Raw genomic sequence first — 14,406 nt, 5'->3', positions numbered from 1 at the left:
CTCACACCAGCACGCGTCGATAGTCCTCGGGAAGGGGGCTCGCCTCCTGTGCCTGGGCAAAACCCCGCGCCGAGAACAGACTGACGATCTGGCCGTGCGCCTGAATGAGGCGCACGACATTGGGGTCGTCGCTGCACTCTTCCACCAGAACGCCATTGGGCAGGAGGGTGACCTCCATCTGTACCTTGTCGTGCTGCGCGAAGAGTTCGGCGAAGGCGGGATCCCAAAAACGCAGACCAAAGTTTTCCTGCAGACGCCGATGCATGCTGGGCACGTGGTCGTGCAGCAAGCCCACCACCTCGGGGTTTTCCGAAGTGGTCAGACTGCGGATGCCCGACTCGGTGCGATGCAACTCCCGCCGGATCTCCGCGTGCAGGGCCAAGAGACGATGGAAAACCTCCTGATCGTGCTGGTGCCGCGCCTGTTTTTCGCCGCCCGTGGCCAGAGCGAGGCCGCGCCCGCCGCGGCGACGATCTGCCGGAAATGGGGGGGTATCGTCGGATTCATTCATGTGGATTGCTCCCGATGTCGTCGCGGCCGCAGCGCACATTGGCGGGGACCGCTACGTGGATGTGTTTGGGTTGGGCCAGATCCAGGGAGCCCATGAGTGCAATGAACTCTTCCCTGGACTTTCCCGCCAGACGCGGATTACTGCGTTTCTCTTCGGCGATACAACTGACCCAGCGCCCGTGATAGTCGTGCCCGGGATAGACCAAGGTCTCTTCGGGCAAGGTGAACAGTTTCTGAGTGATGCTGTCAAAAAGGGTACCCGCATCGCCGCCCTGAAAGTCGGTACGCCCGCAGCCGCCAATGAGCAGAGCGTCGCCCGTGAATACGCGATCGTGCCAGCGATAGCTCACGCAGCCCGGCGTGTGGCCGGGTGTTGCCAGTACGCGGATGACATCGTCTCCGAGGACCAGGAAATCTCCGTCTTCCACCTTGCGGTCGGCACAATCGGCTCCCGCGGCGGCAGAGATGACGACCTCGGCGCGACTCAGGGCGCGCAGATCCCCGGCAGCGCTGACGTGGTCCGCATGGACGTGGGTTTCCAAAGCGTAGCGCAGGGTCAGGTCGTGTTCTTGCAGGATGCGCAGAATCGCGTCGCTATGCCCCTTGACGGCGTCGATGACCACGGCTTCGCGCCAGGTCAGATCGCCCAGGATGTAGGTGTAGGTGCTGCTCTCGGTGTCAAAAAGCTGCTTGAAAAACATGATGACGGCTCCTCTCGTCGCAGTGGTATCCGGAATCCACCCGTTTTGCGTCCAGACTAACCGGCGAGGCGGTCCCATGCATTGATATTTGTCAAAGTAGATCGATTTTATCGGGTATTGCCGAACCGGCCCCTTCAGGACGCGCCGACTGCGCCCAAGGCCTTCGGGTCGAGGATCTCCAGTTCGCCCCGGGATTCCCGCAGCCAGTTGCGACGCTTGAAGTCCGCCATGATCCGACTGACGTGCTCGGTGCTTAGTCCCAGGAATTCGCCAAGATCCTGGCGGGTGAGGGGGAAGGGCAGGCTGCGCCGCTGCGGATAAGCCTGCGCCCATTGCAGCAGGAAGGTAGCCAGCCGCGCCTCGGCCCGGCGTGTGCCCAGATCGACGATACGATTCTCGGCCTCTTCCAGTGCGCGCTGCCAGCGGCGAAAGATGGCCTCGCGCACGGCCGGCAAGCGCTGGGACAAGAGGTCTAGCTCGCGCAGGTCGAGACGGCACAGCTTGACCGTCGACAGGGCGATGGCCGTGTGCTGGTGTTGCTCCCGGTGCAGTCCCTCAAAGCCGAACAGATCACCGTGATGCAGCAGGCGAACGATCTGGGCACGACCATCGGCCAAGGATTTGACGAGCTTTATGGCTCCCTCGCGCAAGGTATAGGCATGGCTGGCGCTGTCGCCTTCCCGATAGATGGTGGTTCCGCCCACAAACTCCAGGTCGATCACGTCCATGCCCAAGGCACAGAGTTCCTCACCGCTCAAACCGGCGAATATGCTGCGCGCACGCATGGCACAGCGCAGACAGTTGGACTTTTTTGCCCCTTCCTCGGCCACCACGCTCAGCCTGGGCGCCTGCGAAAGCGTAGATCGAAAACCTGGTGCCCCAGCGCCGCTCCCCGACGTTCGAAGCGTGTCGGAATGCGATTTTCCGGAGGCGGGCTGAACCCCCCTCCCGGCGCGAGATTCTCGAGGGATGGGGTGGTGTCGAGCACGGTCAGCGCGTGCTGGGCATAGGGTTCCCAGTCCGTCGCAAACTGCAACTCGCCGCCGGGGACGAGGAGATCTGCCAGGCGTTTCGCCGATGCTTCCTGTAACAGACGGCGCTTGTGGTGGCGCTTCTTCGGCCAGGGATCGGGGAACTGAATGACGATGAGGGAGAAAAGCGCCGGCGGCAGCGTCTCGATCCAGGCCATGGCATCCCCGTGGAGTACCCGCACATTGTCGATGCTCCCCGCCTCCAGACGCTGGAGCAGGGCGCCCACGCCGGGGGCGTGCACCTCGGCACCGATACAACCCCAGTCGGGATGCTGGGCGGCAAAATGGGCAAGGTGCTCGCCATTGCCGAAACCGATCTCCAAAGCCAGAGGCCTTTTGTCACCCCAGGGGCAGGTCCAGGCCCGCTCCGGCGCGATGGCCCAGCGCGGCAGCAGCTCGGCCAGAGCGCGTCGCTGTGCCTTGGTAAATCGACCCTGGCGCAGTACGAAGCTGCGCAGCGGACGGTGACCCTGCCCGGGCCCCGGGACATCTGGCTTGAGAGAAATGGACATGCAAGGCATTATAGCGAGTTTGGAAAAAAGGCCTAAAGGAGGCAGGCATGCAATCCCCCCTGCTGGGTTTGGTCATGGGTAGCCAGAGCGACTGGGAGACCCTGCAGGCTGCGGCCGAGCACCTGGAGGCCCTGAAGATCCCCTTTGAAGCGCGGGTGGTTTCGGCGCATCGCACTCCCGATCTGCTCTTCCAGTACGCCGAGACGGCGGCACAGCGAGGGCTCACCGCCATCATCGCCGGTGCTGGGGGCGCTGCGCACCTGCCGGGCATGCTCGCCGCCAAGACCGTGGTTCCGGTACTGGGTGTGCCCGTTCCTTCGCGGCATTTGCAGGGGCTGGATTCCCTGCTCTCCATTGTCCAGATGCCCAAAGGTGTACCGGTGGCCACCTTCGCCATCGGCCGGGCAGGAGCCGCCAATGCCGCTCTCTTTGCTGCGGCGATGCTGGCGCCGGCGTATCCCGCCATCGCCGCTGCCTTGGCGGAGTTCCGTCGGCAGCAGGAAAGCGCCGTTCTGGCCGCCACCGTGCCGCCGCCCACGCTGCCATGATTCGGGGCGGCCAAACCCTGGGTGTGCTGGGCGGCGGGCAGCTCGGCATGTTCTTCGTCCTGGCGGCGCAGCGGCACGGCTATCCCGTCTGGGTGCTCGACCCCGACCCCCACTGTCCCGCCGCCCGTACCGCCGCCCGTCACCTCTGTGCCCCGCTGGACGATCCGGTGGCCCTGGAGGAGTTTACTCGCGGCGTTGCTGCCGTCACCGTGGAATCGGAAAACATCCCGGCGGCGGCCCTGGCCCACTGCGCAGCGTGGATGCGCCCGGGTCCCGAAGCGGTGCGTATCGCCCAGGATCGTCGCCTGGAAAAATCCTTCCTCCGAGATCTCGATCTTCCCGTGGCACCCTTCATCGCGCTGGATGCTGGCACTCCACTGCCACCCGTGACGGACGATTTCCCCTTCCCTGCCCTCCTCAAGACAGCGCGCTGGGGCTACGATGGTAAAGGCCAGGAGACGGTGGTCTGCGGCGAGGATCTGGCCGCTGCGTGGCAGGCCCTGGGCACCGTGGATGCGGTCCTCGAGGCGCGTGTCGATCTCGCGGCCGAGTTTTCCATTCTGCTGGCGCGTGGCGAGGACGGCATGGTGGTGTTCTACCCGGCAGCGTACAACTATCACCGCGACGGCATACTGGATCTCACCCTGGTCTGCGACACAGAGCCCACCGCCATGGAGTCCGAGGCGCGCCACATGGCCCTGCGGATTGCCGAAGCCCTCGACTACATCGGTGTTCTCGCCGTGGAGTTCTTTGTCGATGGTCACGGGGAGATACTGGTCAACGAACTGGCCCCCAGACCGCACAACAGTGGCCATTTCAGTCTCGATGCCAGCATCCACAGTCAGTTCGACCAGCAGCTTCGCTGTCTCTGCGGCTTACCTCTGGGCGACACCCGCCTGTTGAGCCCCGTAGCGATGATGAATCTGCTGGGCGATCTCTGGACCCCGCAGGAGCCGGATTGGTCCAGCGTTCTCGAGCATCCGCAGACCAAGCTCTGGCTCTACGGTAAACGGGAAGCCCGCCCGCGGCGCAAGATGGGCCATCTGACGATCCTCCCTGAGCATTCCCATGCCATCGCCAAGACCGTTGCGGCTTTGCGCCGCAGTCTTGCCCTACCGGATCTGCCGCCCCTCGGATTCCTCCCGGAATGTGCCGACCAAGGGCTTTTGCCAACAGCTCCACACCGCCCAGAGCACGAGTAGCGCCGCAAGCAGAAAGAAGAGCAGGCTCCAATGGGTGACGGGCCAGCCCAACCAGCGTGCCTGCCCGGCTACGGCACAGGAGCCCCTGCCCGCCAAGGCGGCGGCCAGAGAGCCCGCCAGGGTTCCCGGTGCAAAGCTCGACGCGGGTAGCAGCTGCACCGCCGTGCAGGCACGAACCCGGCTTGCGGCGGCCGCTGCCAGGTGCCACTGCCAACCGGCCAGTCCCGCGCCCCCCAGGCTCACCACGATAGCGCCGATCCAGCTGGCACGACGCCAGGTCCATGATCCCGGCAGACCGAGCAGCAGCAGGACAATCAGGAGGATGGCCGCCAGGCGTTGATAGATGCAGAGGCTGCAGGGCTGGACACCCTGGTGAAATTGCAGCCAGAGCATGATTCCCAGAGCAAAGGCCGCCATCGCCGCAATGGCGACGGCCAGGACGGAGGGTCCGCGGCCCCTCAGTTTGATCCGGTCAAGGCCTTCCATTGCCGATGACTGGGTAGACCGATGACATAGTGGATGACTCCCTTCTGACGATAGACCAGAAACGGCACCGTCGCCGACTCCTCCCCGGCAGAGGCCAACTCCGGCAACAAGGACTCCTTGCCCTGGAGGAAATTATAGTTACGGTCGAGAATGGGGCGCATTTTGGCCAGGGTCGCCGCATTGGCCAAAGGCGCCCCCCCCTCGGGTTTACCATCCCGGATGGCGAAGCCGTCCTCGTTGGCTTTCAGTGCTTGGAGCGGGTCCTTCGCCGCCAGGATGGAGGCCGCCTTGGCCGCACTGCTGGCCGTGAGGTAGCCCACCAAAACCACGCGCAAGCGCAGTTGCCCGGCCGCGACAGGGTTCTGCAGCCAGGCAAAAAGCTCGTGACAGTAGGGACAATTGGGGTCCATGAAGAGATAGACCACCGGCCCGTGCTCCCCCTCGGCAATGTAGTGGGTGTGGTCCAGGGCCTGCCAGAAACTCTCGTCCGCGCCCTTTTGTGGCTCTGCCTGTGCTGCAACCCATGGAGCGAAGATGGACATCAGGCACAGAGTCAACAGGGCGCTCGCCCATAGGGCAGGTATACTCGGGATGCGGATCTTCATGGTCGGATCTTCTCCTTATCGATGCGCAGCAGGCTGATGCGTCGGCGGCTATAGAGTTCGTAGCCCGTATAGAGTTCCCTCACCTGGATGCCCTTCGGTAGCTCCCGCCGCAGGGCCGACACATCTTCCTGTGGTGTCACCAGGAAAAGTGGTCCGGGATGGCCCTGGAGGATCTCCGGTACCTGGGTCTGTGGGGCATCGAGCTCGGTTGCCGTCATCGCGCCGCGGCCGGCATAAAAGAGAAAGCTCGGTTCCCACCAGCGCCAGGTGCCCAGGCTGTAGGACCTGGAACCCTCCAGGTGGCGGACCAGATACCCCATGGTGACCGAGGGTTTCAGGGCGTCCAGGGAGGGCATGGCCAGGAGCACGAGACACAGAGTGAGGCCAACGGCGGCTGCACCGAGACTCGCGATAACCCCCCAGAGCCGGCGTCCCTGCACGAAGACCAAGGCAAGTAAAGCTCCCAGAAGATAGGGCAAACCGAGGTAAGCCACCGAACCCAGGGGCGGGATGTCCTTGGGCACGAGCCAGGCGCCCAGCCCCACCAGAACGAGACCCACCGTCGCCAGCAGCGCGAAGGAGGCGCGCAATCCCCAAGGTCCAAGGGGGCGTTCGCCGGTCAGGGCAAGGCGAATGCGCCAGGCCAGCAGGGCCAGGAGGGGTGGATAGGCTTCCCAGACGTAGTTGGGCAACTTGGTGGCGCCGAGGCTGAAAAAAGCGATCCACAACCCCGCCCAAAGCCAGAAAAAGGCCTGGACGGGTTGCGCAACGATCATTCCCCGCCGCTGCCGCCAGCCCTCGGCCAGGGTCTGGGGGAGGAAGACCGACCAGGGCAAAAGGCCAAGGAAGGTCGTCAGCAGGTAGTAGTAGATGGGACCGCGATGTCCCTGCATGGCCGCCGTGTAGCGGCCCACATTCTGCGCATCGATGAAGCGCAGGTCCCAGGCCCAGTGGGTGGCAATGCCCACGGCCAGATACCAGGGCAAAGCGATGACGAGAAAGAGCGGCACACCAAGGGTGAGCCGACCTTCCCGCCACAGGTGGGGGAGATCGCGACGCAAGAGGAGAAAAACGGTGATGATGAGGCCGGGCAGGAGAAAAGCGATGGGCCCCTTGGCCAGCGTGCCCAAGCCCATGGCGGCGTAGGCCAGGAGATAGTGGCCAAGACGTCCCTTGGACCGCAAATAACCGTGCAGCCAGGACAGCAGGCTCACGGTCACGAAAAAAATGAGCAGAGGGTCGGGTACCGCTGCCCGGAAAATGATCTGGCTATGCAGGGCCGTGGCGGTAAAAAGGCCGGTGAGCAGCGCCGCCTCATCGCCCAGAAAGGGCCGCAGGGCGAACATCAGATAGAGCACCAAGAGCGCGCCCAGGGCCACCGAGCCGATGCGCAGTCCCCAGGAGTTCATACCCAAGAGGCGCACGCCCACATCCATCAGCCAATAGTTGAGGATGGGCTTGTCGGGACGCAGCTGGCCATTGAAGGTGGGCACCACGAAATCGTGGTGTACGATCATTTCTTTCAGGGATTGGGCATTGTTGGGTTCGTCGATATCCCAGAGACTCGCGTCGCCCGTGTGAAAGGCCAGCAGCCAGAAGGCAAAAAGAAAAACGAGGGCAGCCTGAACCGTAAATCCGCCCTGCCGACGTTCAGAGCTCACGGCCGCCCCCTTTCAGGATCCGCGCCTTGTCCCGCTGCCATTCCCGCTCTTTGATGCTGGCGCGCTTGTCGTGGGCCTGTTTACCCTTGACGAGTGCAATCTCGACCTTGGCGCGTCCCGCCTTCCAGTACATTGCCAGAGGCACCACGGTGTAGCCCTTGCGTTCGATGGCACCGATGAGGCGATTGATTTCCAGCCGATGCATGAGGAGTTTGCGCGTGCGCGTCGGATCCGGATGGATGTGGGTGCTGGCGGTGGTCAAGGGGCTGATGTGCGCGCCTAAGAGCCACAGCTCACCCTGCTTCACCACCACATAGCTGTCTTTGAGGTTCAGACGCCCGGCCCGCAGGGACTTCACCTCCCAGCCTTCCAGGGCGATGCCGGCCTCGAAACGCTCTTCGATGAAATACTCGTGTTTCGCCTCACGGTTGAGGGCGATGGTGCTGCTCATGGGTGTCTCCCGTGCAAGGGCGCATTGTAACCAAAAATATCCGCCCGCGAAGTGCTGGTAACCGCCGCCGGGATCGACCGGTGACGACGGCGCTAGCCAGGCCTGCCCAGGCTCCGGTACTTTGGTTAGCATGGCACGGTACAGGCCCGGAGACCCCATGTCCAAGCACCTACCCCGACCCCACAGGCTTTGGCCCCTGCCGCCCTGGCTAGCCCTGAGCGACTTGGTTCTGCTCACGGAAATGGAGCACATCGCCAATTGGCTGGAACAGACCCTGGCTCGGGCACGCCACGAGATACTTCTGGAAAACTATATCTTTCAAGCCGGAGTCTGGCCAGAACGGATCTTTCGCATCCTCGTGCGCCAAGCCCGGGCCGGTGTGCGTGTGCATCTCACTCTGGACGCTCTGGGCAGCCGCGAGTTCCCAACACGCTGGGTGCGCGAACTGGAGGCCGCGGGCGCCGTTTTGCACTGGTACCATCGTCTCTCTCTGCGCGGTCTGGAGGGTCGCCTGCGGCGCACCCATCGGCGTCTCGTTCTGGTGGATGGATACTGCCTCGCCGTTGGCGGCTTTGCCCTAAGCGACGCCTGGTTGTCCGGACATCCCGGCGGTCGTCCCTATCGCGACGTACTCCTGGCCGGGATGGGTGCCATAGCCGAGCGCGGACGCGCGCTTTTTGCCACCGGTCTGCATCCCGATCTCGGCCAAGCCGAAAACTCGTCCCCAGCCAAATCGGGTTCCTGGGGCGAAGCGCGCCTGTTGGCCGGCAATCCGCCGCGGCGGATGAACGTGCGGCGCCGCTACATGGCGGCCTTCAAGGGGGCACGGCAGAGTCTCTGGATCGCCACGCCGTATTTCAACCCCGATCCCAGGGTCCTCTCCCTCCTGTATGGAGCGGTGCGCCGCGGCGTGGACGTGCGCGTGCTGCTGGCGGGCAGGATCACGGATCATCCACTTTTGCGCTTTGGTATTCAGGCGTATTATCAGAAACTGCTGAGACACGGTATTCGCGTATACGAATACGAGGGTAGCTTCCTGCACGGCAAATACGTCCAGGTCGATGGGCGCTGGGCCAGTGTGGGTTCTGCCAATCTCGACTTTTTGAGTCTGTGGTTCAATCGTGAACTCAACATGGAATTGCGCGGCGCCGTGCCCAACCTGTTGCTGCGCACCCTGTTCCTGCGGGAATTCGCCCGTGCCCACGAAATCGTCGCGGACCGCTGGGCGCGACGGCCCTGGTGGCGTCGTCCCCTGGAGGGCATCCTCGCCAGGATCGATGGCTGGGTGCAGGCGCGTGCCATGGGTGCGCGCCGCTATTGAAGAGGACGCTCATGCATCATATACGCAAGACGGCCGTGCTGCCGTACACTACCCATCAGATATTTGCCCTGATCGAAGACGTCCAGGCCTATCCCCAGTTTCTGCCCTGGTGCGGTAGCGCCCGTATCCTCGAGCGTAAGGACGATGAGGTCGTGGCGGAAATTGGCATCTCCCACGGCGCCTTCGGCAAATCCTTCGCCACCCGCAACCGCTATCAGCGGCCGAAGCTCGCCGAGGTACGTCTGGTCCGGGGTCCATTCCGATTTCTTGAAGGCCTGTGGCAGTTGGAGCCACAGGAGGGTGGCACGCGGGTGACCTTGGACATGCGCTTCGAGTTTGCCTCGCGTCTGGTGGGCGCCTTCCTCGAACCCATCTTCAAGCAAGCGGCGGAGACCATGGTGCAACGATTCGCCCAGCGGGCGCGCACCGTGTATGGTCAGCCCGATTTGACCAAGGTCAGTTCCTCAGCGTCCCGGTCCTGACCCCCCGATACTGGTCCAGCACCGTCACCCCAGCCATGCGCGTCCTTCAACCCTGGGGGGTGTGGGGGTCTTCCGCCTTGACGTCGCCGCTGATGCTTTGCAGGCGATCGTCCTTGAACTGCAGCTGGATTTGGCGCACCTCGGTGCGGCCATAGGCCGGCTTGTAACTGTAGACGTAGGTCCATTGGTCGGGGTGCCAGGGATCCTGGAGCATGGGTGAGCCCAGGGCGGTGCGCACCTCGAGCTTGTCCATGCCCGGGTGTACCTTGGCCAGCTCTTTCTGGGTGATGACGTTACCTTGCTGCACCGCCACCCGGTAGATGCTGCAGGCATCCAGTAGGAGGGCGCTCAGGGCGATGAGGATGACGAGACGAGAAAGGCTGCGCATGGTCCTTGTCTTGGTGAGTGGGGTTCTCTATGCTAACCAATAGATCAGACTTTGGCCATGAGTTTCATGCACAGCGATGAATTGAAAAGGGCTGGCCTCAAGGCCACGCTCCCTCGGCTACGGATCCTGCAGATTCTGGAGACCAGCGAGAGCCGCCACCTCACCGCCGAGGAGGTCTACCGCCAGCTCCTGGAGGCCGACGAAGAGGTGGGCCTCGCCACGGTCTACCGGGTCATGACCCAGTTCGAGATGGCCGGACTGGTGCGGCGGCACCACTTTGAGGGCGACCGCGCCGTTTTTGAGCTGAACGAAAGCGGCCACCACGATCACATGGTCTGCACCGCCTGCGGCAGGGTGCTGGAGTTTTACGACGAGATCCTGGAGGCACGCCAGCAAAGCATTGCCAGCGAGCGCGGCTTTCATCTCTCGGACCACAGCCTCTATCTCTACGGAACCTGTGTCGGCATGCAGAAAGAGGGGGTCTGTTCCCTGCCCGACGACAGCGCAGCGGGCGCCCGTTCCCAGGGAGAGGATCACGGCGGCTCGGTCAAATCGTGACGGGTCGCGCACACCCTGAGCGCCTCAGGGCGCCGCAGACCCGGGGCGGCGCCGTAGAGCGGTCAGTGATTACCCATCACGGCACCGGCAGCGCCACCGGCTACGCCGCCCACCGCAGCACCCACTGCCGGACTACCCCCCGTAATGGCACCCAGGGCGGCACCGCCAGCAGCGCCGATGGCGCCGCCACTGACCACGCGTTGTTGTGTTGGAGTCATGTGGGCGCAACCCGAAAGGCCCACGAGACCCAGGCTGAATATGCCAGCATAAGCAACGTTGCGCAGGGAGAAACTTTTCGCGTTCATGGAACCTGCCTCCGAAAAAAGGTCAAACGTTCGGGACTGGGCAAAGGGCAAGGGACGCTCTGGAGGCGACTCAGCCTTCGCCCCACTCACTCGGGTAAGTGTAGCAGGATTGCCATAAAATGTCGACAATTTGCAACGTTGGCCTGCCGGATCGCCGGTCTTGGCGCCCTCAGTCTCAGCCTCAGCGGCTGCCTTCCCCTCATGGCCGCGAGTGCCGCGGGCTCCGTGGTGTACTACAATACCCCAGCTGGCAGTCGCTCCGTGACCCCAACCAAGGCTGGGCACTGATCTGGAAATGATCTGGAAAAACGTGCCCTTGGCGCGCGGATTCCGAGCCATTGGCTATGTATCCCGCAGAAGCCTCCCGTGGCGGTCGCGGTATATGTGTTACCGCCTCGCCCTCGCCATTTTGGTCGTCCTCGGCGCGGCTCTCCGGAGCCAGCCGGTTTGGGCAAGGGACGAGAGCATCTGCGGTGTCTGGGCGACCAGCCATGGTGAGGCCTACATTCGTATCTACCGGGTCGACGGGCTCTTTGATGGAATCAGTCTACCCAGTGCCGAGGCTTCCGTGGCGGCAGCGCGGGCGCATCATCAACCCGTCATTTTGTCTGGCTTCGCCGCCTCTCCCGATCACCCTGGCCTGTATCGTTACGGGCGCATCTTTGACCCGCGCAATGGCCAGCATTTTCAGGGTCGCCTGACCTTGGAGTCGGAAGACCGGCTGAAGGTCTATGGCTACCTTGGATTCTCCTGGCTCGGTGGATCTACCCATTGGCGGCGTGTGGCCACCCGTTCCTGCTCCCTGTCCGCCGATGCTGCGACGGCGGGTAAAGAGCACGTCCCATAGTGTACGGGGGATCCCGCAGCCATGCCCCGCCGGGCGCTCACGGGTGCGTCGTGCCACGCAAGATGGGCTCTGCTCCACGCCCACCGCCGCAGAAGTGGGGATGCAGATTCCAGAACAGCACGGCCGGTGACTGGTGCTCGAAGCCGAGGCACGAAATGCTGCCGGCATCCAGGTGCAGTTGATCGCCGAATTCCAGCTCCCGCTCCAACCAGCAGCAGGCCAAAGCCCGCAGGATATGACCGTGGGCAAAGCAGAGCACATGTTCATGGCCGCGTTTCTGCCAGTCTTCGATGAGGCTGCGGCAACGCCGCTGTACCGCTTCCCGGCTCTCGCCCTCGGGCGCGCCACAGCGAAAAATGGTCCACTGCGGCCATTCCCGATGGATCTCGGCGCTGGTTTTACCCTCGTAACGGCCGTAGTGCCACTCGCGTAGCCCATCGTGGGGATCGGCATCGGTGAAACCGGCGAGAATGGCGGTGTGGCGGGCGCGTTTCAGAGGGCTCGTGTAGATCCCATCGAAGTTACGCCCACGGTCGCGGAAAAAAGGCCATAGCGCCATGGCTTCGGCCCGACCATCGGGGGTCAGCCCGATGTCGGTGACGGAGGTGTGGCGACCCGAAGCAGCCCACTCCGTCGTGCCGTGACGCACCAGGGTGATGCTGCGTAGGCCTGCGGTCAAAGTTCGCCCCAATCGGGTTCCGCCAGACGGAAGCTGTCGTCCGCGTATTGATAGCGACGCTCCCAAGGCCGCGCTGTGAGCTCATCGCCCGTCTGCTTTACCGCCAGAACCTGGTGCAGAGCCGACCAGTTGCGCCAGAAACCGTAGGCACAGCCGGCCATGTAGATGGCCCAGATGCGATAGCGTTTCTCGCCTACCATGGCGATGGCCTCGTCTTTGTGGGCCTCCAGACGGCGAACCCAGTGAATCAGGGTCTGGGCGTAGTGGGGGCGGAGATTCTCCACATCCAGTACCTCCAGATCCTGCCCCGCCATCTCGTGCACCACCCGCCACAGGTGCGGTATCTCCCCGTCGGGAAAGACGTACTTGTCGATGAAGTCGCTGCCCGAGTGGTGGCCGTTCTCATCGTCCTGCTGGCTCGCCGTGATGCCGTGGTTGAGCACCCAGCCGCCCTCCTTGAGCACCCGGCGGATGACCCCGAAATACGCACTGAGATGCGCTCGTCCCACGTGTTCGAACATGCCCACGGAAACGACCTTGTCGAAATGATCCCGTTCCGGAATGTCGCGGTAGTCCTGCAGACGGATCTCCACACGATCCGCCAGACCTTCACGCTCCATACGCTCTTTAGCGTAGTGATACTGGGCCTCGCTCAGGGTCACACCGACGCCCTCGATGGCGTAATGCTGGGCGGCCCAGGCCAGGAGCCCTCCCCAGCCGCAACCGATGTCCAGCAGTTTGTCGCCGGGTTCGAGATGCAGCTTGCGGCAGATGTGGGCAAATTTCTGCTCCTGGGCCAGATCGATGTCCTCCTCGCCCGTCTTGAAATAGGCGCAGGAGTAGACCATGTTGCGGTCCAGCCAGAGGCGATAGAAATCGTTGGAGACGTCGTAGTGGTAGTGGATGGACTCGGCATCCTTTTCCTTGCTGTGTGCCTTGCGCCCAAACCAGCGTGGTCGATTACCTTCCTTTTTCTTGGGGAATGCCCGATTGAGGCCCTCGGCCACGGCGAGGATATCCTGGTAACGGCCCTCCAGGCCTACCTCGCCCTCGACGTACGCCTCACCCAGCACATCCAGCGCGCTACCCATGAGCAGACGCGACACGAGCTGGGACGAACGTAGTTCCATGACCACCGCCGCTGGCTCGGCAAAGCTATACGTGTAGCCGTCCCAAAAGCGGATTTTGAGCGGCAGGTGCGCACCATCCAAGCCTTTTTTGACATGGTCGAGAAAATGAGAACGTAGGTCTTTCACCTCGGGCCTCCTGGTCTGAGAACAAACTCTGTCGTCTGGTGGCTTCAACACACCTAAAGTCTAGACCATGAAAAGGGGAAAGGGTGCGACGCAAGGCGCCCGCTTCCACGCTAACCCGGCGGGATTCCCAGACGGTGACTGCGCTGGGGATCCAGGCCGCGATTTTTGCGTAGCGCGTACAAAGCGCCGGGCGCAAGCACGAGGAGCCACAGCAGCGGCGCATACGCCAAAGGTGAGGTCATCGGGAAGATGGACTCATACAAAACCCACCAGAACAGTACGGTGGCGATGGCCGGGAGCAGGAAATGAAAAAAGCGGCGGGTCAGTAGCCTCTCTCCTGCGCTGCACGGCAAACGCATGAGTGCCACATTCATGAAGGTGTGAGCGGTGACCAGTCCGAACAGGACGGCTGTGGTCATGACGTTGAAGGCATTGGCTGGTCCCCAGATCGCACCGCCTGCCAGGGCCAGCAGGATCGCAGTGCCACCGATGAAAGCCGTTGCCGCAGCCGGAGCCTTCTGTCCGTTGACGTGGGCAAAATGCTGATGGATGAGGCTGTCGCGACCGATGGCGAAGAGTACGCGCGCCGAACTGTCGATAGATGGTGTTGACTTCGATGAACATGAGCAGAAAAGCTGCGAGATAAGAGAGCGGCATCGCGACCAGGGCAAAAGCGGCGCCAGCCGTCATGAAGGCCACCACATCGCAGCTCGGCGCCATGCCGGCTATGCTCTGGCCGATGAGGCCCCAAAAACCGACGACATTGGGACGCAGGGGGCGATCCTCAGCGCGGGGAGGGTTCTGCGGCACGGTGATTCTCCAATGGGGTAGTAATTGCAACAAGGTTGCATTTTTCCGCGATA

The 14,406-nt window shown here is 63.1% G+C and carries 19 protein-coding genes; 6 read left to right on the top strand and 13 right to left on the bottom strand.

Going from position 1 to position 14,406, the window contains the following annotated elements:
- Position 1: 1 nt before the first annotated feature.
- From ACAty_RS12215 to trmB, 4 genes are all read right to left on the bottom strand, one after another.
- Positions 2–511 carry a hypothetical protein gene (locus tag ACAty_RS12215; protein ID WP_004869044.1) on the bottom strand — a complete coding sequence of 170 codons (510 nt, stop codon included), beginning with the start codon at positions 509–511 and terminating at the stop codon, positions 2–4.
- Positions 504–1,211: an MBL fold metallo-hydrolase gene (locus ACAty_RS12210; RefSeq protein ID WP_004869042.1), complete on the bottom strand. Its 708-nt coding sequence runs from the start codon at positions 1,209–1,211 to the stop codon at positions 504–506. Before ACAty_RS12210 ends, ACAty_RS12215 begins: the two co-directional genes overlap by 8 nt.
- A 134-nt stretch (positions 1,212–1,345) precedes the next feature.
- Positions 1,346–2,044: a Crp/Fnr family transcriptional regulator gene (locus ACAty_RS12205; RefSeq protein WP_004869041.1), complete on the bottom strand. Its 699-nt coding sequence runs from the start codon at positions 2,042–2,044 to the stop codon at positions 1,346–1,348.
- Positions 2,045–2,046: 2 nt separating this feature from the next.
- The gene (gene trmB / locus ACAty_RS12200) at positions 2,047–2,754 is read right to left on the bottom strand and encodes a tRNA (guanosine(46)-N7)-methyltransferase TrmB (protein WP_077272783.1); all 708 of its coding nucleotides are present in this window, start codon (positions 2,752–2,754) and stop codon (positions 2,047–2,049) included.
- A 47-nt stretch (positions 2,755–2,801) separates the two neighbouring features.
- Between trmB and purE the strand changes: the two genes are divergently transcribed.
- Both purE and ACAty_RS12190 read left to right on the top strand, forming a co-directional pair.
- Entirely contained in the window at positions 2,802–3,302 is a 501-nt protein-coding gene (gene purE / locus ACAty_RS12195) for a 5-(carboxyamino)imidazole ribonucleotide mutase (protein WP_004869037.1), read from the top strand.
- The gene (locus ACAty_RS12190; RefSeq protein WP_004869034.1) at positions 3,299–4,504 is read left to right on the top strand and encodes a 5-(carboxyamino)imidazole ribonucleotide synthase; all 1,206 of its coding nucleotides are present in this window, start codon (positions 3,299–3,301) and stop codon (positions 4,502–4,504) included. The genes purE and ACAty_RS12190 overlap by 4 nt, the downstream gene beginning before the upstream one ends.
- On the opposite strand, the gene ACAty_RS12185 is transcribed toward ACAty_RS12190, so the two are convergent.
- The 4 genes from ACAty_RS12185 to smpB are packed head-to-tail and all read right to left on the bottom strand — an operon-like array spanning position 4,415 to position 7,707.
- A complete protein-coding gene (locus tag ACAty_RS12185) occupies positions 4,415–4,990 on the bottom strand; it encodes a disulfide bond formation protein B (RefSeq protein ID WP_082179299.1) in 576 nt (191 codons plus the stop codon). The genes ACAty_RS12190 and ACAty_RS12185 overlap by 90 nt on opposite strands.
- Positions 4,963–5,595, bottom strand: coding sequence for a thioredoxin fold domain-containing protein (locus tag ACAty_RS12180; protein ID WP_004869031.1), 633 nt, complete (start codon positions 5,593–5,595; stop codon positions 4,963–4,965). Before ACAty_RS12180 ends, ACAty_RS12185 begins: the two co-directional genes overlap by 28 nt.
- Positions 5,592–7,256 carry an ArnT family glycosyltransferase gene (locus ACAty_RS12175; protein ID WP_004869030.1) on the bottom strand — a complete coding sequence of 555 codons (1,665 nt, stop codon included), beginning with the start codon at positions 7,254–7,256 and terminating at the stop codon, positions 5,592–5,594. Before ACAty_RS12175 ends, ACAty_RS12180 begins: the two co-directional genes overlap by 4 nt.
- Entirely contained in the window at positions 7,246–7,707 is a 462-nt protein-coding gene (smpB, locus tag ACAty_RS12170) for an SsrA-binding protein SmpB (protein WP_004869028.1), read from the bottom strand. The genes ACAty_RS12175 and smpB overlap by 11 nt, the downstream gene beginning before the upstream one ends.
- Positions 7,708–7,864: 157 nt before the next feature.
- Between smpB and ACAty_RS12165 the strand changes: the two genes are divergently transcribed.
- A complete protein-coding gene (locus ACAty_RS12165) occupies positions 7,865–9,028 on the top strand; it encodes a phospholipase D-like domain-containing protein (RefSeq protein WP_014003499.1) in 1,164 nt (387 codons plus the stop codon).
- 11 nt (positions 9,029–9,039) lie between these two features.
- Positions 9,040–9,510, top strand: a complete 471-nt coding sequence (locus ACAty_RS12160; protein ID WP_004869024.1) for a type II toxin-antitoxin system RatA family toxin — start codon at positions 9,040–9,042, stop codon at positions 9,508–9,510.
- Positions 9,511–9,556: 46 nt separating this feature from the next.
- On the opposite strand, the gene ACAty_RS12155 is transcribed toward ACAty_RS12160, so the two are convergent.
- Entirely contained in the window at positions 9,557–9,898 is a 342-nt protein-coding gene (locus ACAty_RS12155) for an outer membrane protein assembly factor BamE (protein WP_004869021.1), read from the bottom strand.
- 66 nt (positions 9,899–9,964) lie between these two features.
- On the opposite strand from ACAty_RS12155, the gene fur reads away from it, so the two are divergent.
- Positions 9,965–10,456, top strand: a complete 492-nt coding sequence (fur, locus tag ACAty_RS12150) for a ferric iron uptake transcriptional regulator (RefSeq protein ID WP_004869019.1) — start codon at positions 9,965–9,967, stop codon at positions 10,454–10,456.
- A gap of 62 nt (positions 10,457–10,518) precedes the next feature.
- On the opposite strand, the gene ACAty_RS12145 is transcribed toward fur, so the two are convergent.
- Positions 10,519–10,761: a YMGG-like glycine zipper-containing protein gene (locus ACAty_RS12145; protein ID WP_004869017.1), complete on the bottom strand. Its 243-nt coding sequence runs from the start codon at positions 10,759–10,761 to the stop codon at positions 10,519–10,521.
- A gap of 382 nt (positions 10,762–11,143) precedes the next feature.
- Here ACAty_RS12145 and ACAty_RS12140 point away from each other — a divergent pair, with 382 nt between their 5' ends.
- Complete coding sequence (locus tag ACAty_RS12140; protein WP_004869014.1) at positions 11,144–11,608, top strand: DUF2147 domain-containing protein; 465 nt, start codon at positions 11,144–11,146, stop codon at positions 11,606–11,608.
- Between the two features lie 37 nt (positions 11,609–11,645).
- On the opposite strand, the gene ACAty_RS12135 is transcribed toward ACAty_RS12140, so the two are convergent.
- From ACAty_RS12135 to ACAty_RS12125, 3 genes are all read right to left on the bottom strand, one after another.
- Entirely contained in the window at positions 11,646–12,287 is a 642-nt protein-coding gene (locus tag ACAty_RS12135; RefSeq protein WP_004869011.1) for a histidine phosphatase family protein, read from the bottom strand.
- A complete protein-coding gene (locus ACAty_RS12130) occupies positions 12,284–13,543 on the bottom strand; it encodes an SAM-dependent methyltransferase (RefSeq protein WP_004869010.1) in 1,260 nt (419 codons plus the stop codon). Before ACAty_RS12130 ends, ACAty_RS12135 begins: the two co-directional genes overlap by 4 nt.
- A gap of 110 nt (positions 13,544–13,653) precedes the next feature.
- A complete protein-coding gene (locus ACAty_RS12125) occupies positions 13,654–14,214 on the bottom strand; it encodes an APC family permease (RefSeq protein WP_004869007.1) in 561 nt (186 codons plus the stop codon).
- Positions 14,215–14,406: the final 192 nt, after the last annotated feature.

The sequence above is a fragment of the Acidithiobacillus caldus ATCC 51756 genome, assembly GCF_000175575.2.
Classification (GTDB): Bacteria; Pseudomonadota; Gammaproteobacteria; order Acidithiobacillales; family Acidithiobacillaceae; genus Acidithiobacillus_A; species Acidithiobacillus_A caldus.
The sequence above is the reverse complement of the archived record's forward strand: the minus strand, read 5'-3'. Positions and strand labels throughout refer to the sequence as shown.